Here is a 23,331-nt window from a genome sequence, read left to right as displayed (position 1 = left end):
TCTTAATCCGGCTCACGCATCAGACTCCATCGTAATGCTCTAGGATGTGACTGTCAAATGAGTTCAATATGTGCTTCATTCAAATGCAATAACCTTGTCATCATGCAGCCGGAGATTAAGGAAGAAAACGGCAGATAGACTGAACATCTCCTGATCATTTTCATATCCTACGATAGAATATGTCCGTCTATACCGTATTACTTACCCGGTTCCTCGTGCGTAGAAGCGTCTTTTGAATTATTGAGATTTTGCCGCCTATTCAAGCTTGTGTATTTCCATGTTTCGATCCTTTTCATACATTGATGTGTATCATCATTCTATGCGACCAGGGTTGTAGCCGTGAACAACACAAAAGCACCGGAGAATAGGTCTCCGATGCTTCTTAGCATTCCTTCTGATATGACAACTATACCTTTAAAGAGTTGTTCAAAAAGTCTACTATATTATCATTTCCCGGATTGTTCCTGCATGGATAGTGCAATCTGTTTCATTTCGTTCTCTGGTAGATCAGCACTTGTAATCCGATATTCGATTCCATCGTACATCCACGTAAGAGTCTGCAATGCGTCTCCACTCATCATGCCCCACGTGAATCCGAGATCCACAACGCGGGATGGCGCAAGCGATACAGCTCTGTCCTGTGGTCTAGCTTCAAAGATGGTATAGTTATACGTCCCTTCGTAGCGCAGCAGTACAGAATAGTTACCTGATTCTTCAACAATCTGATCGTCTTTCAGTTTCACACCTTCAGGGACATACGTTGGTTCAACAACGCCAAACCCTTCGCTCTCCTCTGGCGCTGTCATCGTTGGCTCTTCTGCTCCTTGATCTGTGCTCGCTGGGTCTTGTGCCCCCTCTTGCTCATTACTTCCACTAATACCCGTCTGACCGTCACTTACTTCACCACTCGAATCGGATGCTGGTTGTTGCTCCGTTGAAGATTGAGGATCTGTGGCAGGGGTTCCTTCACTGCCTGCTCCGATGTTCCCATTTCCTTCTGTAGCCGCAGTCATATTACGCTGCATATCAAACGCATCCTTACCGAATTCAGCACCGAATTTGAAATTGTCGAATTTTACATCGACCACAACATTGGCATTGGAATCGGATACCTCAACCTGTTTAGGAGCGTAATCGGCCTTATTCAGCCAGATTTTTTGTCTAACCAATGCATGCGTATTGTAATTGGCAGCAACATCGAACACGTAGCTATCCTTCTCATCTACAAACTGACGAGTCGAATCTCCCGTAATGCTGCGAATCAATGTTTCGTACAAATAAACCTGTCCTTGATTGTCTGGCCAATTACTTTGGAAACGGAAGCTCTTGTTCTGGCTCGGTGTGAGTACGAACACACCCTCATCATTACGTAATACGATCTGAGTTACATCTTTCTTCGCATTCGTTAACGCGATTCGATAATAGGAAGGCTTTTGATGCCATACCTCGACCTTGTACTGCTGCGGCGTATCCCCAGTGTGCAGCGTCATCACGCCTGCTCCCTGATAACTTTCCATCTCTCCTACGACTTCGTTCAGATCTTTGACCACGGCTGCCGCATCCTTTTTCCCACAAGCAGCAAGCAAGGCCGATAAGACCAATACCATGGCAAGCATCCATGATATTCGGCGCATGACATCATCCCCTTTAGCACTGTTTTCACTTCAGGGCTGTGCTTGCAGCAGAACCCCTACTTGATTAGTACATGTCTATGAGGGACTTGTTCGATTTATGCGGACTAGTTTGACAAGCATCATCTGTTCTAATTTATACCCGAGGTCTAGGATCAAATCGGTCTAGGGAAGGATGCCTTTTTTGTACAGAAAAGGGATAGTTGATATAAGGAAACACCTACTGGATTACAATCATCTTGTTTGTATCAGAAACCTAATTCATACATTTGGAGGGTAAAGGATGACAACAACGGATCTTCACTCATTGCTGGGAGGATTGGATGATTTTGTAGAAGAACAAATGAAACATTGGAAAGGCGTAGGCGCAGCTGTTGCGGTTGTGCACAAAAATGAGGTGGTCTGGCAAAAAGGTTATGGCTATCGCGACCTGGAAGCCAAGCTTGGCGTAACTCCTAACACACTCTTTGCAATCGGTTCATCAACCAAGGCTTTTACAGCAGCGACGGCCGCTATACTTGTAGATCAAAATCAATTGAACTGGGACACGCCTATTGTGCAGTATATGCCTGATTTCAAAATGTTCGACCCGGTAACGACGGAGCGGCTTACGATTCGGGATATACTCTGCCACCGTTCTGGACTTCCAAGACATGAGATGGCTTGGTATAACTCACCTCGTTCGAGAGAAGAGCTCGTACATTGTCTACGATACTTGGAGCCTAATGAGGATTTCAGAAATAAGTGGCAGTATCAGAACATCATGTATATGACGGCAGGTTATCTAGTTGGGCAAATCAAAGGAACGTCATGGGAGAGCGTATTAGAAGATTCGTTGCTGCGTCCACTAGGGATGAATTCAAGCGTGCTATCCGTCGACCTGATGCAGCTCCAACCTGAATATGCACTGCCTTATATGGAGAAGGATGAGCAGCACATTCGAATTCCTTATCGCAATGTCGATACGATTGGCCCTGCTGGCTCCATTAACAGTAATCTTATAGATATGATTACGTGGTTAAAATTCCAATTGAATCAAGGACAGCACGATGGCAGAGCCCTCATTTCCACGGAGGAAATGCAGACCATGCATAGCCCACATATGCCTTGTGATTCGTCATTCCGTAGTGAGGAAGTTCCGATTAGCACCTATGGATTGGGATGGATTATTGAATCTTATCGCGGTCATCGGATGATCCATCATGGCGGAGGAATCGACGGCTTTACCTCCCAAGTAGCCTTCCTGCCAGATGAACAGATTGGCGTCGTTGTGCTATGTAATAGCAATGGCAGCGTAGTACCTTATACCGTTTCCTATCACATTATTGATCGATTATTGGAGCTGGAACCTACCGACTGGAGCGATAGATTGACCAAACTAATCGATGGGGAGGGTACACAGCCAGAGGACGAATCCGAAGCAACAGAAGGTACAGCCTCTGTCGGATCTGAGCATCAGGAGACAACAGACTTCGAGAAAAAGGAAGTTCAACCCTTCGATCGTCCCGCATCCGAATATATTGGCGTATACACTCATCTTGGCTATGGTGATTTCCTCATCGAATCTACTGCTGAAGGCGAACTACGAGCCACTTTTAACAATTTAGACATGAGCATGCAGTACATTGGCAACGAAACCTTCGATGTTGAGCTTGTTCAACAGGGACAGGAACAAAAGCTTCCGTTTACATTCACGTTAGATGATCAAAACCATACTCATTCTCTCAAGATTCCACTATTGATGGAGCCCAATACGAATGAAGTGATATTTACTAAAACTAAAACAAAAGCTAATGTTACTGATGATATTGATGCCCAAATTGAATCCTAACACCGCGAGTAGCATCGAAAGTACGATTTAGAGGTAGGATTACAATATAGATTCATCGTCCTTCTTCCCAGCTATTCGACCATCCCTTGTAGCGGACTCTTACCACAACGGGATATAGGCCGAATAGCTGGAGGACTCTTCCGACGCATTAGGACTTCGCTTCACCCATAACCGTCGCAGGTCAGGCATCCCATATCCCATCACGCGGTAATCTCGCAGCGATGGATGATATGAATGCTCCTCCCTGAAGCTATACACAGGCAATAATAACGCCTCTTGAATTAAGCGATCCTCCAGTTGTAACAAACTCTCCATTCGATCCTCTGGCTCCTGCATCGCCACAATCTGACCGCACTCTCGCTCTAACTCATGCCTCCAATGATCATCCATTACACTGAGAAAGAGCGTATTTTGGAACGTATACATCGTAATGAGACTTCGCATCACATGATCGTCAAAGACTTCTCCAGTGTATATGAGGTCATACGCCTGTAATTCATCATGATAAATGGCCTTGACCACATCACCGGATACGATGTTAACATGTAGGCCAATCTGTTCACACCGCTTAGCAAACCAAACCATGTCATGCTCCATGTTCACGCCCTCTTCAACCCACACGTTCACCATCTCTCCTGCATAATGGCTACGTTTCAACCATGCCGAAGCGCTAACGAGAGAAGGTTCGTCTACACCTGTATCTGTATCTACATCTGCACTTACACCTACATTTTCATTTACTTCAGTCCACTTCTGTTGTGCCATCTTCTCTTCTCTCAGGTGCTTCTCTGCATCGAATAGATACATCTCTTCGTCCTGCTGGTTTCCTCGATCATACTTACGAACCAAACTAGATGTCGGCTGAATCGATGATCGATTCAAAGCATCCGCCATGACTTGTGGGTGCATAAGCTCTCGTATGGCACGACGGAAGGATATATCGAGATGAGGGCCTCTTTTGCGCATATTAAACGTCATAAAAACCCCGCCCTGTACTTCATGCTGTACCGCATGTGGCTTACCGTCTGGGAATAGCTCCTGTCGAATCACGGATTCGCCCCGCCCTGCTTGAGGAAGCTGCCAGATCTCTACACGATCGATAAACGCACGACCTTGAAAATAGGAGGAGAATACCTCCAAGACTAAGATGTTTGGATCGTTGCGAACCAAGCGATATGGTCCCGTTCCAATCGGATGAAGTGGGTTTATCTCCACATCTCTTGGCAGAATAGATGCATTGATGCTGCTCATCAGATCAGGAAACATAAAATTGGGTGCATTCAGCACAAAGCGAACCGTCAAATCGTCAAACGTCTCCACCCTCTGAATCGAGCCGAATAAGGCTTTGCAGGGGTTGTGCTCGCTGGATAAGATGCGTTCAAATGTAAATTGCACATCCTCTGCTTCCAGAACTCTGCCATGGTGAAAGAGCACACCTTTATGTAAATAAAACGTCCATTCCGTCCCCTCTGCGTTGCTCTCCCATGCCATCGCAAGCCCTGGCTCACAGACATGGTACTCTGCATTGTAACGTACTAAGCGATCATACACTTCTGCAACGATCCCCACATCGCCCCACACAACAGCCTGGGTTGGATCTAACGTCTCAAACGATGTCTCCTGAGGGATGCGGAGTGTGTCCACTCTCCCCCGGGCACCATGATCCGAACGAAGACCGAATTGACCCTGTAGTCTATGCATTACATTTTCACGGATGTGAAACGGCAATGATGCAGCCAGTACGTATGCTTCTTCTATTTTGTTGTGATGTAGTAGACGTTCAAACCATTCCCCAGCCACGTCGTGTAACGGTAAACAAAAAACAAGTATAGACTTCTTGCCTCTTCCCCGCTGCGGGCTCCATCGGACCCAGCCGTTATCCAAAAACTTATTCATAATCAGATTCATATTACGCATGGTGCAGCACAAATGAGTTGCTAATACACCCATCGTTATCTCTATTTCTTCCTCTTCGTGTACATGGGAGAAGATTAACCTAAGTTGGATATAATGTTCCGTCACTTCCACAACCGTCCCAGCCTTTCATCGCCTTCACTAAAATATGAAATCCATCTCATAACTCCTACAGTTTTTCTTCAGGTTTTTCTTCATTATACTCAGGAAAAGCCGTTTCACCAACGAAAGGAAGACTGAAACCATATGAGATACACCGACTTACATCGCAATATTCAGATTCGAATCATCACCGATTTCTTTACGGATCTGACACAGAAATCCATCATTCCTTTTATGGCGATCTACCTAAGTCTTCAGATTGGTGCAGGCTGGGCAGGCTTGTTACTGACGATAAACATTATCGGCTCCATGTTGGTTGGGTTATGGGCTGGGTATTGGTCTGATCGGATTGGAAGAAAAAAATGGATGGTCATTGCTCAAATACTGCAGGTATTCGCACTGTTCTGGTTAGCTGCCGCTAACTCGCCATGGCTGAATTCAGTCCCTTTAACCTGCTGGATGTTTTTCCTTAGCAGCCTAAGCTCCGGGATCACTGTTCCGATTGCCAACGCTATGATTGTTGATGTAAGCAGTGAATCTGAACGCCATTATGTATATGGACTGCAATACTGGACAACCAATGCCGCGATTACGATCGGTGCTTTGATGGGAGGATTACTGTTTGAATCCTTCCGCTTCATCCTATTTAGTATCGTATGGGTAGAGAGTCTAGTCACCTTAGTTATCCTTATCTTTTATATTCACGAAACAATGGATAGAAGACATGCTAGCCTGTCTCATAGGATAACAAGAACCGCCCCTAAAAACATTTTCTATACTTACATCGATGTCCTTAAAGACAAGCGTTTTATGATCTTCCTCACTGCTACCGTATTAGCAGTCTCTCTGGAATTTCAATTAGACAAGTATATTGCAGTGAGGCTAAAAAACGAATTCAGTGCTCAGTTGCTCCATTGGGATATCACAGGTTTGCAAATGTTCAGCCTCATTATGGCCATCAACACTGTACTCGTTGTACTCATTGCCATCCCTTTCACCAAATGGATGGTACGGTTTCCTTCTCGAAAAGTGATGACCGTTGGTATGTGTCTGTACACTGCTGGTTTTGCCTTTCTCGGATTCAGTAACTGGACGCTATTGCTCATCATATGCACCATAATACTTACGCTTGGGGAACTAATGTATAATCCTGTTCGGCAAGTTCTACTTGCAGGAATGATCCCAGATGCGAATCGAGCTGCCTATATGGCTGTTGACGGCATGAGCTACAATGTAGCTGCACTGCTCGGAAGCTTGGGACTCACGCTTGGTGCTTTCCTCCCTTCATACGGGATGGCAGTCCTGTATGCGCTGCTCGGGATCGCTTCATTATTCTTTTTCCGTCAGACATTAACGTTACAATCACCAGTTACACCGACTCATCATGATCCTGTCGCTTGTGCAGATGCTTCTTAGTTCGTTGGCTCCAAGCCCGGAAAGCAAGGCATAATTCAAATGAAATTTGCATCATTTCATACTACGTATCACTTCGCCTTCGAATAAATTTTCGGAGGTTTTTTTTGCCGTACATCCTCACTTTTTTGTACATTATCATATTTATTTTGTACATAATCATTTACAAATTGTATATGATAATGTACAATTCAATCAGGAGGTGAGCAAATGGAAGAATTACACAATCATGTTCGGGAATTACGAGCCAGAGACCGTCTGTCTCAAGCAGAGCTGGCTAAATTAATCAACGCCTCTCGTCAAACCATTGCCCTCATTGAACGCGGAGACTACTCTCCTTCTGTCGTTCTGGCATTGAAAATAGCCAAAGTTTTTAATGAACCTGTTGAACAAATTTTTGAATTGAAGGGTGGAGATTCACATGGCTAATTCAACCACAAGCGTTAATTCTAAGTATCGTTGGTTACGTCTACCACTGTACATGGCTGGTGGAGCAGTCGTTGGTTTTTTGGTCGCGAGTATCTTGCTGAAAGCACCAGCCAACCTAGACTGGACATTTTCTGTATACTACAATTACGATCTTCTGTTCGGCGTTCTTGGCATTTTGGTGCTGGCGTTGTTTGCATGCAATACAGCCATTCTGGTTCGTATTCCTAGTAACTTGAATTTAGAAGAAGACCTCCCCAGTGATGGCGATTCCCTTGATTCACCTGCGGAACGTTCACTTGGCATAGCAATGATCATTAGCAATTTCAATGTGATCCTTTCGTTTACTTGGGGAGCTCTTGCTCTGTCCTTACTTGCTGCAACACGTTCCGTTACTGGTTCTTCGGAAACGTTTAATCTGATTAACTTAATCGTTGCAGTCATCGCCATATTCATGGTTATGCTCCTGCAGAACATAACACTTAAACGATATAATAATTACTTTCCAGATCGTACGTTGGATTTAAACTCAAGAAATATGCATCAGGAACACTTTGATAAGCTTGATGAAGGCGAGAAGTGGACCGTCTATCGCGCAGCCTATCGTTCCTTCCGCAACATAAATGTATTACTTAGTGCTGGAATGGTCTCCATGGTGCTATATTCCATCCTTTTCACCTTTGCCCCATTTCCTATCGTTGTTCTTTCCGTAATCTGGATTGCTCACATCGGCATCTATTATCGTGAAGTCTATCGTAGAAACAAATCTTAATTTTCCATTTAGGGCGTGTCTGAAACTCCGAAGGAAGCAGATTTTGACGAATTTTCGTTTCAAGCAAGGAAGTTTTCCGTAGGCGTGCCGGGGCACGTCAAGGGAGAGTGACGCAGCAGGGGACGAAAAGGCGGTGAAAGATGCACTTCAGCGAGTTTTGAGACACGCCCTAGCTAAATCAAAAAAGCTCATGGCAGGATTGAAAATCCCACCATGAGCTACAAGCACGCCTGGAAATTTCGAACAGGAATGATTAGAGCATTAAACCTGTTCTACGATATGATTATGTTTAACGCTTCTCTATCAACGATGAAACGTGGCGATTGCCATTTCGTTGATCAAATCGTTCTGCCATCGATTTTGCATAATCCCCAAAGTAATCTGCAAGCTTAATCAGATCCCCTGGATCTCCGTCATACGGAAACGATGCGGGTAGGCGCAGGCGATAGCCAGGTGACTCTTCAGCCCAGCGCCGTAACAGCGAAGCGGCACGCGCATAATAGATCATTTTGGCAAAAGGATCTTCATGATCCATAGCCAGCACAAGGGTTTCCTCCAGTATGTCAATGCCCTTGGCAGGATCAGTTAACGTCAAGAATTCCATCTGTTCGCCGAAACTTTGCACGAAATCATTCTGTCCCTTAATCAGTCGATAGCCTTTTTTCTGGTGAACATGCGCCTCATCAATTTTACCCAATCGATATAATGGCATGAGAACCTCGGACAAGGTCAAGTGTGGAATCTCGGCACAGCTCATGCGACCCTTCAAGATAGGCTTGGCTGTCTGCAGCACCTTCTCATCATCACCCATTCTGTCCCAGTAGCGCATAATCTCATCCTGCTCACACGCCTCACAATCACTCATATAGTCACGTTCCAGGTCTCTGAACTTGGCATAGCTCGCGCTAGCTTCATCCAATTCACCGAGATCCATATAGACACGGAAGCGATAATACCAGTACGAACGATCACTGTATCCAAAGGATTGGAAACGACGTCCGAAATCCTCGAGAAGCTCCATAATTTTATCACGTGAAATTTCAGGGAAGATCGTCATTTTCCCCAGAATCCATTTATATGACCACATCAATGTTTCTTCGTCATACAACTCCGGCTGCTGATCGAATTTCCCCAACTGCCAGGAGAATGCAATCAAGGCTTTCATCGGATAGCCACAGAAGGAAGCCACCTCAACAATTTCGGAACGAGCTTCGTACGCCTCTTCATCCATACCACTCAGATCAGCTATTCTAGCCGCTTCTTCTAACATCCCCAGTTTGGCAGGTCCGTTCGGGAGTCCATAAGCCTCTTCCATTAAGTCTTCAAAATCCGTCTCCGTTCTCATTCGTTTCCCTCCTGTGGTTTCGTATTCGCCTGCAGCCCCCAATCAATGAAACGAACAATGCCTTGATTCATGACTTCAAGCTCCTGGCGGTTCATCGGGTAATGACCCATCATCAATGCATTCACGTACAACATTTCAATGGCAATCGGTGTCATCTGAAGGTCTGGTGATGTTAAGACCCGCTGTATTACGGGATTACTTACATTCAGATATAACGTCGAATATCCTGCCGATCCAAAGCCAGAAGATAGGGAGCCAAGTACAGAAGAAAATAAATCCGTAGTCTCTTCACTTGCTTTTTCTAGTGCACGTAGCGTTGAGGATTCCTGTGAGAGCGTGAAAAGCACCGGCAGATCGGTCGGTTTGAACCCTTTTACCTCTGCTCGGCAGCGAAAACGCTGTAAGGCTGAATCGGCAAGACGCAAGGCGTCATAATAACGATTGCGTTCATCTGGTGGGACATCGGTAAAGCTCATCGACACTTCATCTGGCTCAATCCGTTCGGTATTCACGTTCTCTGCCACCATAGGCAGGCTCTCCATCAGTGAACTGTCATATATATAACCGCCATTAATGACTAGCATGGATTGGGCAGAAGCAACGTGATGAATCTGACGATACTCATCTACCGTCGTGGTGAAATAGAGTGTCTCCTGTTCATCCAATAATTCTCCTAATTCCCGGTGACCTCGAGTGCTATCAAACGGCAACCAGCGGTGAATCATGCGGAAGAACTCCATATCCTCCACAGCCAGAGCCTTCATAGACAACGCATGTAGACGAATAATCTTCTGTAATCGTTCTGTCTGAGTCTCAGCCATATCAGCTAGTCCTTGACGAAGCGCATCTCCTAATTCAGAGCGCACTTCTTCCAGCTTCTCATTTTCATAAAAATGCTCCCGTGATGCCGTTGGCTGAAGCTCATCTGTCCAGATCAGACATTTCACGAAGAATGCCCACTCTGGCAAAATATTCTCTGCCTTCTCCGATACGAGCATGCGCTTCAGATATACCCGGTGTGAACGCTTGACGTTCAAATTCACAGCATGGGGCAACACGTAAGCAATCCCCCCTGTGCGCCCTGAGGCTGTTGTCAGCGGGATAAAATCTTGAAATTTCTCACCTAACAGTCGCTCGCCAAAGGCCAATACTTCGGTTTTCCGCCCTCTTGCACGTTCAGGCGCGATTAGCCAATCAGGCGACTCAGCATTCACAATGCTCTGCACACCTTCACTGTCTATCGTAACTGGATAAGGCAGCAAAGCGCCGTAATAGAACAACGCCTGTTGTACATAATCCTTTTCAAAATAGTGGGCTGCTTCGGGTGTGGAGCGCAAATATACTTTGGTTCCCGGGGATAATTGCGTATCCAGCTGCCGAATTGTGTATGTACCGTCTGGCTTCCCTCTCCACTCCATGGATGGTCCACCCTTCACAGACTGTGTCAGCATAACAATTTCATTGCTCACCATGAAGCAGGATAATAGACCAATCCCAAACCGGCCAATAAATGAGGTCTCTCCTTGCAAAAGTGACTGTGGATCCCGCTTGGATGATTGACCAATCATCGCCAGAAACTCATGAATATCCGCTTCAGTTAATCCGACGCCATTATCCTCTACCATCATCGTTAACTGTTCACCGGTGCCCGTAAGCTCCACTCGGACATTCCCCATGAATCCCGGTTCTACTTCCGTGCGTCCTGTAATCGCATCTGTCGCATTTTGCATGAGTTCACGTAAAAATACTTTAGGGCTGCTGTACAAATGGTTTGATAAAATCTGGATCATACCGCTCAGGTTAACCTGAAAACGATACTCATTAGATGCTGTCATATCGTTCACCTTCCTTAAAGTCCAACCACATCATAACTCCATAACCTATATGGGGAATTTGATCTGTTAGACGAATTAAATATGTATACATATAAATAGATTGTTGCAGCAACGATAGATTAGATCACATAGGTTAAAACCACGCGTCAAGCCGGCCTTGTTCACCAAGACCGGCGTTAGACGAATAATTCGTTTTTATATGGATCATTGGGGTTCTATCCTATCATTACCACAGTGGCATTAGCACTGAAACGACTTCAGTCACCTTATATTCAGGATACTAGGTAGCAGAACGGATGAAAACAAACCTGGGACCCGAATTCAATAGACTTTAGGTTCATAACGATATTGATCACTTGGGACTAAAGATAGAAAAAGATACAAATTCGAATCAATTTCATATACCTTTAGCTGCTTAAATCAAGCAGAGGCGTACTTTTGAACATCCATCATAACTATTTTCGAGAAGGATTGAACGATCTGGCTAAGCTACTCGTATCATTAGTAAACATCGATCGAGCGAAGTGCAAGACGAATCATCGCTAACGAAGCTCTGATCAGTATGAAAGACGGTGAATACCTATGATTAATGTTCGTAATATCTCTAAACAGTTCAAGGATCATCAAGCATTAAACGATGTTAGCTTTACCCTTACAGAAGGCAGTATCACAGGTTTGATTGGCCCTAACGGCTCAGGTAAAACCACTCTGATTCGCATCATGAATGGTGTTCTTGGCGCTTCCGGCGGACAGGTTCGAATTCATGGGCTTGATCCGTTCGTGGAGACAGAGAAGGTTCTTGCCATGTGCGGTACACTGACGGAACAGAGCGGGCTCTATGACAATATGAGTGGGCGTGACAATTTGGCTTTCTTTGCAGATGCTTTTGGTATTCCGCAGCGTGATGCAAGAATAAACGAACTTGTGGATTTATTGGAGCTTCAAGATTATCAACATCGTAAAGTCGGCACCTACAGTACAGGTATGAAAAAAAGATTAGGACTAGCACGGGTATTGCTACACCGTCCATCCGTTCTGTTTCTAGATGAACCGACTAACGGGCTAGATCCTGATGGAATTCAGATGGTTCTTCGGATGATCCGTCGTCTCAACAAGGAGGAACACCTGACGATTCTCGTGTCATCTCACGTATTATCCCAGCTCTCAGCCGTGTGTGACCATTATGTATTTATGCAGAATGGCTGCAAAGTGGAGGAAGGAACTGAGCATGAGATTATTAGCCGTTACCAGACGGCGCCGCGGATCGAAGTAGAAGCTGTTCTGCCAGAGGGATGGGATCGGGTCGAAGGTTATACCCCTGAGGTTATATCCGCACAGCGAGCTGTCTTCCAGCTTCAATCCCGTGAGGATATTCCAACCTTGCTAAGACAGTTGACTGCGCACGGGGAGGTTTATCAAGCTCGCATTGTTAACAGTGATCTTGAGCGTATTTATTTTGCCATAAGGGAGGCACACCACCATGAATAAACGTCATGCTATTCGTGCACTTGTTCGCAAAGATATTCGAGCTATCACTGCCAGTGTGCAGCTCTGGCTTCCTATGATCATTGTTCCACTTCTGATTGGTATTATTATGCCTGCCGCCCTTCTATGGGTAGCCTCAAGAACAGAACTACGTACCATAGGTAATCTTGAATTTATGCTTGATTCTCTAGATGCACTCACGCGTTCAGGGCAAATCCCTCAGCTCGCTTCCATGCCTACGGATAATCATCGAATTGTCTATTACCTTGCCTTGTACATGTTCGCTCCTTTGTTCCTCATCATTCCAGTGATGGCATCCAGCATATTAACGGCGAACAGCTTCGCTGGTGAGAAAGAGCGCAAGACATTGGAGGGGTTATTATTCATACCCATCAGCATGGATACCTTGTTCAAAGGAAAAGTGCTTGCCGCCTTCATCCCTTCTGTGCTGCTATCTTGGGTTACATTCATCATCTATGGCATCATTGCCAATATTCTGATGTACCCGATGTTCGGACAATTGATGTTTCCTAATCTCAACTGGATCATCTTAGTTCTCTGGGTTGTGCCTTCATGTAGTCTGATGGTCATCCTATTCAATGTGCTCATCTCAGCCAAAGTACGTGGATTTCAGGAAGCCTATCAGCTTGGTGGTCTCGTCGTTATTCCACTACTTGCTCTCATTGCTGGTCAGGCAAGTGGAATGCTGCTGATTCGTCCTTTCATGTTACTTCTCATTGGTGCAATTCTTCTACTAGTCTGCTTCATCCTGCTTCGTCTCGTTACACTCTGGAACAGCCGCCAGCAATTAGCAGAGAGTCAGATTTAGATTGCTACACGTGTAGAAGTACCGATCTCCTCATTTTATAACTTGATAGACACTTATAGGTAATATCTGGGGAAGACTGTTTGGGAGCTGTAACATTTTTTCCCTTGTTTACCGATATAATTTAAAGGTCTATACATATATAACATGAAGAAGGGTGACGATTTCATTATGAACAAATGGTTGGCCAAAATGCAGCGCTCCATGGGAGCATTGCTGATCTGCGCACTGGTGGGAGGCGCAACACTCATTGGTGGGACTGAGGTACAAGCTGCAACGCTTAGTCAGTCTAGCGTGTATTATGATTCGGATGGTGTTCTCTACAAGGTGACTGGGGACGGCAGCGAAACTACAGAAGTATTGATTGATTATGAAGGTACCGATCCGGTGGAAGCAGGCTCTTATCTCTACTACCTGCCATCCAATAATTCTACAACCCTGCTTAGAGTCCCGAATGATGGATCAAGTGATGCTGCGGAAACATATGCAACAGGTGTACTCGACTACTACACCGATAACGGATTCATTTATTATCTAGATACAACAGGACAGATCTATCGAGCAAATGGAAATAGCGCTGCGTCTTCCGCTACAAAGATTGCCGATAAAGCAGATACAGAATTCCCAATGTTCTCGGTCAATAAAGGTCGCATATACTACAACGGTCTCGTTAATGGCAACACATGGTTTGTCTCCAAAGCTTCTAATGGTAGCGGAGCTGTGCAACGGATTGCCTCTGGTGCTGTAGAGAGTCGTTACCTACTGAATGAAGCTAAAAATGAGTTGCAAGTGATGCTCAATACAGATCCCTACGAGGATTACTATTCAACCAATGCAATGGTTTTGTACAAAGTAAACTACAATACGGGCAAGGGTACAGCTGTTAATCCCAAGTCTAAGCTTGATGTGAACGCTGTGTACTCCGGTGGCTGGGGAAATAACCTTTACGTTTATAACAAAGGCATCGTGCTTGATAGCAACAAAGATTATAACTATGCAACAGGTAAAGCCTTCGCTCTGACTTCTGCGGGCAAGACCTTCCAGGTTCACAGCAAGAGTGTGCGAGAAGTAACAGCCCTAGGAACAGATAAAGTAGTCATCATTGATGCAGACAAAAAAGCTTACGGCAAAACGTTTGCTAGCAACAAGGTGACTAAATCAACTACCCTGAACCTGAACAACGTAACCTATGCATCCAATCAGTACACGAACAGCACACCAACAACGGTGTACATCTCAGGCAACAACGGTCTCTACTCTGTTACAACAACCTTCAAGGTAACCAAACTTACTGGTGAAGAATGGGATACCTTCCTATTCAGAAACAACGTGCCAGGCGTATTCTACATCAACGCAAATGACCTCTATCGGTTGTACCACGTAAATGCCAACGGCACAGGCAAAAAAGCGCTTAGTGACGTATACCTTGACGATATCCGCTTGGTTACATCAAACTAAGCAACGTTCAATTCTAGTGCTTGAGAAATACCCTGAACCTACTAAGGTTCGGGGTATTTTTTTGTTTATACGTTATTCAATTTCAAAAAAAACTTCCATATGAGAATGATAATTGTTATCATTAAGAAAATGAGCCAAAAAGGATGGTCGGTATGACTGAACAGCTTTCTTTCAATAATGAAACTTCATCTCTGCCGTTGCTCTCTTCCATGTGCCGGGTTCGCCGTGGGGAGAATTTCCGTGTAAATAGCAGAGCGGTGTCCCGTCCAATGCTGTGCCTTGTTTTACAAGGTGAAGGGCTTCTGTCCCTTAATGATGAACTCTATTCGGCTACAGCCAATCAACTGTTTGTCTTAGAAGAAGGAACACACGTCGAAGCTACCTCTTCGTCCAATATAACGGAATTTATTCTAGTGAGCATGAGCACGGTCATCGTGCAGCAAATCCACGGTGAATGGAAAATGACATCTGTTCCTGGACTTCCACTGCATTGGCATACAGGCAGAATACTTGTCCGTCAGGAACAGCAGCTCGTGGCGCGCTTTAAACAACTGTACGATGCATATCGTGGTGTGACGCAAGATCATTTTGTTAGCATACATAGCCAGCTCCATGAATTGCTCCAGTACGTCTCAGAGCATCGGCTAGAAGCGAATCAAGAACGAGTTGATCCGGCACTCGAGCGTAGTATCCGATATATGCACCGCTGCATGGGAGACGGGATTAGCATGGACCAACTCGCCAAAATTGCCAACCTTACGCCCAGCTCTTATTCTCGAAGCTTCAAAAAAGCAAAGGGCATGTCCCCCACCGATTATCTGAACGGACTTCGAATCTGCAAAGCCAAATCACAATTAAAACAAAATGATTGTTCTATTAAAGAGATCGCAGAATCCGTCGGATATGGCAACGAATATTATTTCAATCGCAAATTCAAACAAACTGTGGGTATTTCCCCTAGTTTATATATGAAGCAAAATCAATTAAAAGTTGCCACTGCATCGGTGCTTGCCCTGTCTGAACACCTGTCTTCCCTAGATCTTGAGCCGGTTGGCTCAGTTAATGCATGGAATGACAGAGAAGTCGTTGATAGAGAATCCCATCGTCAGTTCACTACTCAATTAGATAAACTTCGCAGAGCCAAGCCTGATTTAATCATCGCAGATGGGTACCATGAGCCATATGTGGATACACTCAAAAGCATTGCACCCACTATTGTCCTGAACAAAGTGGAAGACTGGCGCGAAAGTTATCTTCGAATCGGTGAACTGGTTGGAAGGGAAAAACAAGCGTTATCTCATATCAAAGAGCTAGCCTTCCGAATCTTGGAGACGAGCAAGCGTCTGCAGACTTACTTTGCTAATGAGCGTATTACGCTTGTTCAAGTCACATCGCAACTCGTTCGCATACAGGGTACGTTTGATCATCCACTACCAGAATTGTTATATGGTGAGCTGGGGCTGCAGCCTGCACAACTTGTTCCTCCCCATCAACCACAAAGTGAGTTCTTAGCAGAGAGTACCCCATTACTGGATACAGACCATCTGTTAATTCAACGTGTGCCCACCCTTGCTGCAAGTGAGAAGGTGCTGCGCAGAATGAAGCAGACGGCAGGCTGGAACCGCTCACCTGCTGTACTTCATGGTAATGTCCATGACATTCATCATTGGTTTGAGATATGCTGGACACCACGCGGACAGATTCAGATCATGAATGAATTAGAGCAGATTGCCCAACAGTATGCGGCCTTCTCTCAAACAGCTTGGACTCTATAAGAGGTTGTTCAAAAAGTTCGCTTTTGATTACGATGGATGCGCGAGTGGCATCTCAGCGCCCGATATGGGATTCAGCCGAAATAAGCGGATGCTTACGAAGCTTGTTTCCTTCGGAAACAATGTAGTTGTTCACGTAGGCTTGCCAACGCTCCGCTACTCCATTTCTAGCTTCATCCCATCTTCTTGGTACTGAAAACCGTCCTTTTTGAACACGCACTATAAGAGCCTAAGTGCACGTTTTTACATTATAATCGCAGAAAAAGCGTCCTCCAGTGTGGAGAACGCCTTTTTGTGTTGAGTATCTTTTTTTCAGGATCAGGACTGTTCTTAAACTTCTTCCCGAGGGACTAGCTTGTATATTTCTTCATCTTCCATTGTATCAATTAATCGGTCAAGCCATTTGTAATATGCCTCCGCTTGCAGCATCTTCTTCTTGTCCTCCATGAGGATCTGAAGTAGCTCCGCGTCAGCTTGTTCATCCGAGTCACGAATTAAACGATTTAGTTCTTCAATGGATTTGCGCAGGGTCTGAAGATTGCTCTCCACCGCTTTTCTCCATTTAATGACGAAATAATCTGTAAACGTCTGGTGCCAGTCATACTCTACTTCATATAGATCTTTACGAGAGCCCTTACTCCATACTTTATTCACCATTTTCAGATCCAGCAGGGTGCGTACGCCGGTACTCATGCTTGTTTTGCTCATTTCCATTTCCCGTCCCATATCGTCAAGGGTCATAGGTTTGTCCGCAAAAAAAAGTAAACCGTATAAGTGTCCCGTGGACAGCGTCACGCCGTATAGATCCATATTACGTCCAATCGCTTCAATGACGCGTTTCCGGATTCTGAGAACTGTTTCCTGCTGCTCTTCTTGTAAATGGTCCAAGCCCATGCTTGCAACCTCCATTCTGAACATTACCAGTCTTGGCAAAAATAATTGCATCCTTACAAAGTCCTGCTTACATGGGAAAGCATCCGGCCGGACATCCTATACGCCAGAGGGCTTCGATCACCCAATGTATTAAAATGGAAACTTTACCAAGATACATTTGCCTATGACTCTCTTTTAACCAAAAATATCAACTTCAATTCAACCCATTTTCTATTTTAGAAAAAGCATTCTGAAAAGTAAAGGTATCTAATTAGCCAGAATAAGGAGATAGACGGAGTATATCAAAGGAAAACTTTGTACAGTTTTTACTGTACAAACATTATGTACTGTTTATTCGGTTGATATACTGGTTAAGTATTGTTAGAATAAAACACGTTACCCAGAAAGACGGGAAGCGAAGCAACGATTACCGGATTTCGTGGCTGGGCGCACAAGTGTATGGGCTTGTGGATGCTGTAAGCCGTTCGAAGTGCACAACACATCAGAAGGGGTGAAAACATGACCATACTTGAAGTGAAAAATGTAAGTAAACTGTTTGGCCCCCAAACCGAGCAAGGATTACAATTGTTAGAGCAAGGTTGGGGTAAAGAAAAGTTGGCCAAAGAAAAACAGATAACGGTTGGTGTCAATCGGGTCAACATGGAGATTAAAGAAGGCGAGATTTTCGTTATCATGGGCTTATCCGGTAGTGGTAAATCCACACTGGTTCGTATGTTTAATCGATTAATCGAACCAACATCTGGAGAAATTCTGGTTCATGGCAAAGATTTACGCAAGATGAACAAAGAACAATTGCGCGAAGTACGTCGGAAAACAATCAGCATGGTTTTTCAAAAATTTGCGTTGTTCCCGCACCGTACCGTTCTCGATAATGTGGAGTATGGACTCGAAGTCCAAAAAGTGGACAAAGAAGTTCGACGTGAAAAAGCAAAAACGTCGCTCGAGCTGGTTGGCCTAAAAGGCTGGGAAGACAAAATGCCGGATGAGCTCAGTGGTGGTATGCAGCAGCGTGTAGGTCTTGCCCGAGCGCTTGCCAATGATCCAGAAGTGCTGTTGATGGATGAAGCCTTCAGCGCACTCGATCCACTGATTCGCCGTGATATGCAGGATGAACTGATTGAGCTTCAGGATAAAATGAAAAAGACGATTATTTTCATTACCCATGACTTGGACGAAGCGCTGCGCATCGGCGATCGTATTGCTCTTATGAAAGATGGAGCCGTCGTGCAGATCGGTACACCGGAAGAAATTATGATTCAACCGGCCAACTCCTATGTGGCCCGCTTCGTCGAAGACGTGGACTTGTCCAAAGTCCTTACCGCCTCTCACGTTATGCGTCGCCCAGAAACGATTACGCTAGACCGTGGCCCTCGTGTTGCCCTCGAATTAATGCGCGAACGTGGTATTTCCAACCTGTTTGTCATTGACCGTTCGAAGAAATTGCTTGGTGTCATTACAGCAGAAGATGCTACCCGTGCGATGCGCGAAAATAAAGTATTGAACGACATTCTGATCACGGACGGACCGACGGTAGCCCCTGAGACCCTTATTCATGAATTGTTTGAGATGGTAAGTTCTGCCCATGTGCCACTTGCTGTTGTTGGTGAGAATGGCCGTCTGCAAGGTGTTATCGTCCGCGGTGCCCTGCTGGGTGCTCTTAGCGGTGAAGTTGCAGTAAAGGAGGAACTTGTGAATGTTTCCCAAAATACCACTAGCATCGTGGATTGAATCCATTGTTGACTGGATGAGCTCCTCGCTCTCCGGATTGTTTAAAGTGATTTCTGTTGTTATTGAGGGAGTGGTCGGTTATTTCTCAGGGTTGTTTATGCTGCCCCACCCACTTCTGTTCATTGCGATTTTAGGTGTTCTTGCGTTTATTGTGGGACGACTCCCACTGACGCTATTTACAGTTATCGGGTTCCTCCTCGTAGATAACCTCGGATACTGGTCTCAATCGATGGATACACTCGGTCTCGTTATTACTTCCGGGTTAATTTCCATCCTACTTGGTGTACCGATTGGTATCTGGCTGGCATACAGCAAAACAGCGGCACGTATTATTACACCGCTACTTGACTTCATGCAGACGATGCCTGCATTTGTCTACTTGCTGCCTGCGGTTACCTTCTTTAGCCTCGGTGTTGTACCAGGTGTTATCGCATCTGTTATTTTTGCGATTCCGCCAACGATTCGTCTGACTCACCTCGGAATCAAGCAGGTATCGGGTGAACTCGTTGAAGCAGCCGATGCATTTGGTTCAACTTCTGCACAGAAATTGTTCAAAGTACAGCTTCCACTGGCTTTGCCAACAGTAATGTCCGGTATTAACCAGACCATCATGTTGTCTCTCTCTATGGTCGTTATCGCGTCCATGATTGGTGCGCAAGGTATTGGTGCCGAAGTATATCGTGCCGTTACGCAGTTGCAAATTGGTAAAGGTTTTGAAGCAGGTCTCGCAGTTGTCGTGCTTGCTATTGTGCTTGACCGATTCACACAGAATCTATTCATGCCAGGTCGCAAGAAGACGTCACGCGTTACATCGAAACAAAAAGCTTGGATTACTTCTGTAGCGACACTCGTCGTGCTCCTCGCAGGCTTCTCCCAGTATTTCGTAGGCGGTACAACTTCCGCTGGTGGAAACAACGCAGCAGCTAATGCTGTAGGTGATGAAGTGAACTATCAAATTATCGGTATCGATCCAGGTGCTGGTATTATGAAATCAACTGCAAAAGCGATTGAGGATTACAATCTGACAGATTGGACTCTCATTGAAGGCTCTGGTGCAGCAATGACTGCTACACTGGATAAAGCCATCAAAAATGAAGAACCAATTATCATTACAGGTTGGACTCCGCACTGGATGTTCAACAAATATGATCTTAAATATTTGGAAGATCCGAAAAAATCCTTCGGGGATGCTGAAGAAATTCATACCATTGCCCGTAAAGGATTGAAAGAAGATCACCCTGTTGCTTATGAGTTCTTGTCCCGCTTCAAGTGGACATCGGATGAGATGGGTGAAATGATGATTGCCATCCAGGATGGTACATCTCCAGAAGATGCAGCTAAAGATTATGCTGAGAAGCATGCTGATCAGATCGACGAATGGACGAAAGGTCTGACACCAGTAAATGGCGATACCTTTAAACTTAGCTATGTTGCTTGGGATTCCGAAATCGCAAGTACAAACCTTCTGAAGTATGTGATGGAAACAAAACTTGGTTATAAGGTTAATGCCCTTCAAGTTGAAGCAGGTCCAATGTGGACAGGTGTTGCTTCTGGTGACGTAGATGCCTCTCCGGCAGCATGGTTGCCACTGACACATGCCGATTATTGGGATCGGTACAAAGATCAAATTGACGATCTTGGTGCCAATATGACGGGTGTACGTACAGGTCTTGTGGTTCCTAATTATATGACAGATGTTAATTCCATTGAAGATCTGGAAACAGGCGCTGCTACTTCTACTGCCGCTCCAACAGCAAGTACAAATGTGGGCGACGAAGTGAATCACCAAATCATTGGGATTGACCCAGGTGCAGGTATTATGAAATCGACAGCCAGTGCAATTGAAACATACGGCCTGGCAAATTGGAATTTAGTTGAAGGATCAGGGGCAGCTATGACAGCTACTCTTGACAAAGCCTATAAAAATGAAGAGCCGATCATTATTACAGGCTGGACTCCACACTGGATGTTCAATCAATATGATCTGAAGTATCTGGAAGATCCCGATAAGGTCTATGGGGATGCAGAAGAAATCCATACGATTGCCCGCAAAGGGTTAAAAGATGATCACCCCGTAGCTTATGAATTTTTGTCCCGTTTCAATTGGACTTCGGACGAAATGGGCGAGATCATGATTGCCATTCAAGATGGTACGTCACCTGAACAAGCGGCGAAGGATTATGCCGAAAAACATACGGATCAGATCAACGAATGGACGAAAGATTTGACACCTGTAGCTGGAGATACCTTCCGCCTCGGTTATGTTGCTTGGGATTCAGAAATTGCAAGTACGAATTTACTGAAATATGTGATGGAAACAAAACTTGGATACAACGTAACTGCCTTGCAAGTCGAAGCCGGCCCAATGTGGACGGGTGTTGCATCAGGTGATGTGGATGCATCTCCAGCCGCATGGCTCCCCCTCACCCATGCAGATTATTGGGATAAGTACAAAGATCAGTTGGATGATTTAGGTGCTAACATGACTGGAGTCAAAACAGGACTTGTAGTCCCAGCCTATATGGATGTTAAATCCATTGAAGATTTAAAAGATAATTAAACCAATTCGAGGTTAATAAACCTGAATTTTGGAAAAAATAAGAGCAGTTTAAATTGCTCTTCCATAACAAAACAACCTTCTCGATGAGCGAGAAGGTTGTTTTATTTCTCCGTAATTATAAAACGTGCCGCCCAAACTTGTGCGCGTGGTTGTAGGTTGTCATTTTCAATCGGTGTAAAAGAACTTATAAGCTCGTCTACTTACTTCGATTCACCAAGAAATGCTTCTTTGAAGATGTTCAATACATATTCAAGCGTAGTTGGATCACTATACGTGACAGCTTTCGTTTCCAGCTCAATAACGTGTTTATTCTGAACAGCGGGTATATTGCTCCAAATGGTAGATTTCATAATTTCATTATCCCGAGTCATATCTCTGCTGACTACAACAAAATCACCCATGTATTCAGGAAGAACCTCTAGCGATAAGGAGTGATACCCTTCTTGTAATGTATCATTCTTCACTTGTTCCGGCATATTCAGCTTCATGGCTTGATATAACGCTTCAGTTCCCCGCGCCCAGTGATCTCCCATGACAAACACTTCTTTTTCAAATATTTCAATGGTGGATACCTTCACGTTATCCCCATATTTCGCTTTGATCTCATTACCGATATCCCCGGCTCTTTTCGTGAAATCATCAATCCATGCTTGTGCTTCAGCTTCTTTATTCAGTACTTTACCGATCTCTAACTGTTGATCCAAGTAGTCCAGTTTGCCCCAAGTATACACAATGGTAGGTGCAATCTTAGCCAGTTGTTCTAGATTCTTCGCCGTTGAACCTGCGATGATTAAATCCGGATTCAATGCCGCGATGCTCTCTGGATCCGAGTCTGTTACGATGGCAACATCTTTTAATTTGTCCTTGAACAGCGGATTTGCCGCAGTCCATTCATCCACACCCACTGGTGTTACATCCATAGAAAGTATATTAGGACCATTAGACAGAGCAACGATTCTCTCGGGCTTGGCCGGAATCTCTACAGGGCCAGTTTCAGACTGATACGTAATCGTATCCGTTGTCTCTTCCTGAGCAGCACCTGTACTTGTTGTATCAGCAGCAGCCCCCTGGTTGCTGTTACTGGTTGCATTGTTTGAAGCATCGTTATCGCAGGCGCTGGCGATGATCGTGAACAGCAGGATCACAATCAACGGCAGGATCATTCTCTTTTTCATCTGTCTTTTCTCCCCTAATCATTAATGATAATCATTATCAATTTATCGTGCTGATTATATGATAGGATCTGCTAGGGTGTCAATCTTTTTCCTTACAATGATCCTACTCCTCACTAACACGTATAGCTTATCGTTTATTTTGCACAAAAAAACAGCTTGCAAGA

At 44.8% G+C, this 23,331-nt stretch carries 16 protein-coding genes; 10 read left to right on the top strand and 6 right to left on the bottom strand.

Going from position 1 to position 23,331, the window contains the following annotated elements; all coding sequences use genetic code 11:
• Positions 1-446 precede the first annotated feature (446 nt).
• Positions 447-1,634: a DUF4367 domain-containing protein gene (locus J2T19_RS08985; RefSeq protein ID WP_307214885.1), complete on the bottom strand. Its 1,188-nt coding sequence runs from the start codon at positions 1,632-1,634 to the stop codon at positions 447-449.
• A gap of 280 nt (positions 1,635-1,914) precedes the next feature.
• Between J2T19_RS08985 and J2T19_RS08980 the strand changes: the two genes are divergently transcribed.
• The gene (locus J2T19_RS08980) at positions 1,915-3,462 is read left to right on the top strand and encodes a serine hydrolase (protein ID WP_307214883.1); all 1,548 of its coding nucleotides are present in this window, start codon (positions 1,915-1,917) and stop codon (positions 3,460-3,462) included.
• A 99-nt stretch (positions 3,463-3,561) separates the two neighbouring features.
• Here the strand turns inward: J2T19_RS08980 and J2T19_RS08975 are convergent, their stop codons facing one another.
• Entirely contained in the window at positions 3,562-5,484 is a 1,923-nt protein-coding gene (locus J2T19_RS08975) for an ABC transporter substrate-binding protein (RefSeq protein ID WP_307214881.1), read from the bottom strand.
• A 138-nt stretch (positions 5,485-5,622) separates the two neighbouring features.
• On the opposite strand from J2T19_RS08975, the gene J2T19_RS08970 reads away from it, so the two are divergent.
• From J2T19_RS08970 to J2T19_RS08960, 3 genes are all read left to right on the top strand, one after another.
• The gene (locus tag J2T19_RS08970) at positions 5,623-6,894 is read left to right on the top strand and encodes an MFS transporter (protein WP_307214879.1); all 1,272 of its coding nucleotides are present in this window, start codon (positions 5,623-5,625) and stop codon (positions 6,892-6,894) included.
• A 207-nt stretch (positions 6,895-7,101) separates the two neighbouring features.
• Positions 7,102-7,320, top strand: coding sequence for a helix-turn-helix transcriptional regulator (locus J2T19_RS08965; protein ID WP_307214877.1), 219 nt, complete (start codon positions 7,102-7,104; stop codon positions 7,318-7,320).
• A complete protein-coding gene (locus tag J2T19_RS08960) occupies positions 7,313-8,089 on the top strand; it encodes a DUF3169 family protein (protein WP_307214875.1) in 777 nt (258 codons plus the stop codon). Before J2T19_RS08965 ends, J2T19_RS08960 begins: the two co-directional genes overlap by 8 nt.
• Positions 8,090-8,378: 289 nt before the next feature.
• On the opposite strand, the gene J2T19_RS08955 is transcribed toward J2T19_RS08960, so the two are convergent.
• On the bottom strand, positions 8,379-9,434 hold the full coding sequence (locus J2T19_RS08955; RefSeq protein WP_307214873.1) for a hypothetical protein: 1,056 nt from the start codon (positions 9,432-9,434) through the stop codon (positions 8,379-8,381).
• The gene (locus J2T19_RS08950) at positions 9,431-11,269 is read right to left on the bottom strand and encodes an HSP90 family protein (protein ID WP_307214871.1); all 1,839 of its coding nucleotides are present in this window, start codon (positions 11,267-11,269) and stop codon (positions 9,431-9,433) included. Before J2T19_RS08950 ends, J2T19_RS08955 begins: the two co-directional genes overlap by 4 nt.
• A gap of 582 nt (positions 11,270-11,851) precedes the next feature.
• On the opposite strand from J2T19_RS08950, the gene J2T19_RS08945 reads away from it, so the two are divergent.
• From J2T19_RS08945 to J2T19_RS08930, 4 genes are all read left to right on the top strand, one after another.
• A complete protein-coding gene (locus J2T19_RS08945; protein WP_307214869.1) occupies positions 11,852-12,757 on the top strand; it encodes an ABC transporter ATP-binding protein in 906 nt (301 codons plus the stop codon).
• Positions 12,750-13,583 carry an ABC transporter permease subunit gene (locus J2T19_RS08940; protein ID WP_307214866.1) on the top strand — a complete coding sequence of 278 codons (834 nt, stop codon included), beginning with the start codon at positions 12,750-12,752 and terminating at the stop codon, positions 13,581-13,583. The genes J2T19_RS08945 and J2T19_RS08940 overlap by 8 nt, the downstream gene beginning before the upstream one ends.
• Positions 13,584-13,751: 168 nt before the next feature.
• Complete coding sequence (locus J2T19_RS08935; protein WP_307214865.1) at positions 13,752-15,038, top strand: DUF5050 domain-containing protein; 1,287 nt, start codon at positions 13,752-13,754, stop codon at positions 15,036-15,038.
• Positions 15,039-15,190: 152 nt separating this feature from the next.
• A complete protein-coding gene (locus J2T19_RS08930; protein WP_307214864.1) occupies positions 15,191-16,813 on the top strand; it encodes an AraC family transcriptional regulator in 1,623 nt (540 codons plus the stop codon).
• A 327-nt stretch (positions 16,814-17,140) separates the two neighbouring features.
• On the opposite strand, the gene J2T19_RS08925 is transcribed toward J2T19_RS08930, so the two are convergent.
• Positions 17,141-17,704 carry a GbsR/MarR family transcriptional regulator gene (locus tag J2T19_RS08925; RefSeq protein WP_307214863.1) on the bottom strand — a complete coding sequence of 188 codons (564 nt, stop codon included), beginning with the start codon at positions 17,702-17,704 and terminating at the stop codon, positions 17,141-17,143.
• A gap of 498 nt (positions 17,705-18,202) precedes the next feature.
• Between J2T19_RS08925 and J2T19_RS08920 the strand changes: the two genes are divergently transcribed.
• Positions 18,203-19,432 (top strand): quaternary amine ABC transporter ATP-binding protein, encoded by a 1,230-nt coding sequence (locus J2T19_RS08920; RefSeq protein WP_307214861.1) that lies wholly within the window; start codon positions 18,203-18,205, stop codon positions 19,430-19,432.
• The gene (locus tag J2T19_RS08915) at positions 19,398-21,992 is read left to right on the top strand and encodes a glycine betaine ABC transporter substrate-binding protein (protein WP_307214859.1); all 2,595 of its coding nucleotides are present in this window, start codon (positions 19,398-19,400) and stop codon (positions 21,990-21,992) included. Before J2T19_RS08920 ends, J2T19_RS08915 begins: the two co-directional genes overlap by 35 nt.
• A gap of 200 nt (positions 21,993-22,192) precedes the next feature.
• Here the strand turns inward: J2T19_RS08915 and J2T19_RS08910 are convergent, their stop codons facing one another.
• Positions 22,193-23,167: an ABC transporter substrate-binding protein gene (locus J2T19_RS08910; RefSeq protein WP_307214857.1), complete on the bottom strand. Its 975-nt coding sequence runs from the start codon at positions 23,165-23,167 to the stop codon at positions 22,193-22,195.
• Positions 23,168-23,331: the final 164 nt, after the last annotated feature.

Source organism: Paenibacillus tundrae (assembly GCF_030812775.1).
GTDB classification, from domain to species: Bacteria; Bacillota; Bacilli; order Paenibacillales; family Paenibacillaceae; genus Paenibacillus; species Paenibacillus tundrae_A.
This window is presented reverse-complemented; position numbering and strand designations above follow the sequence as displayed.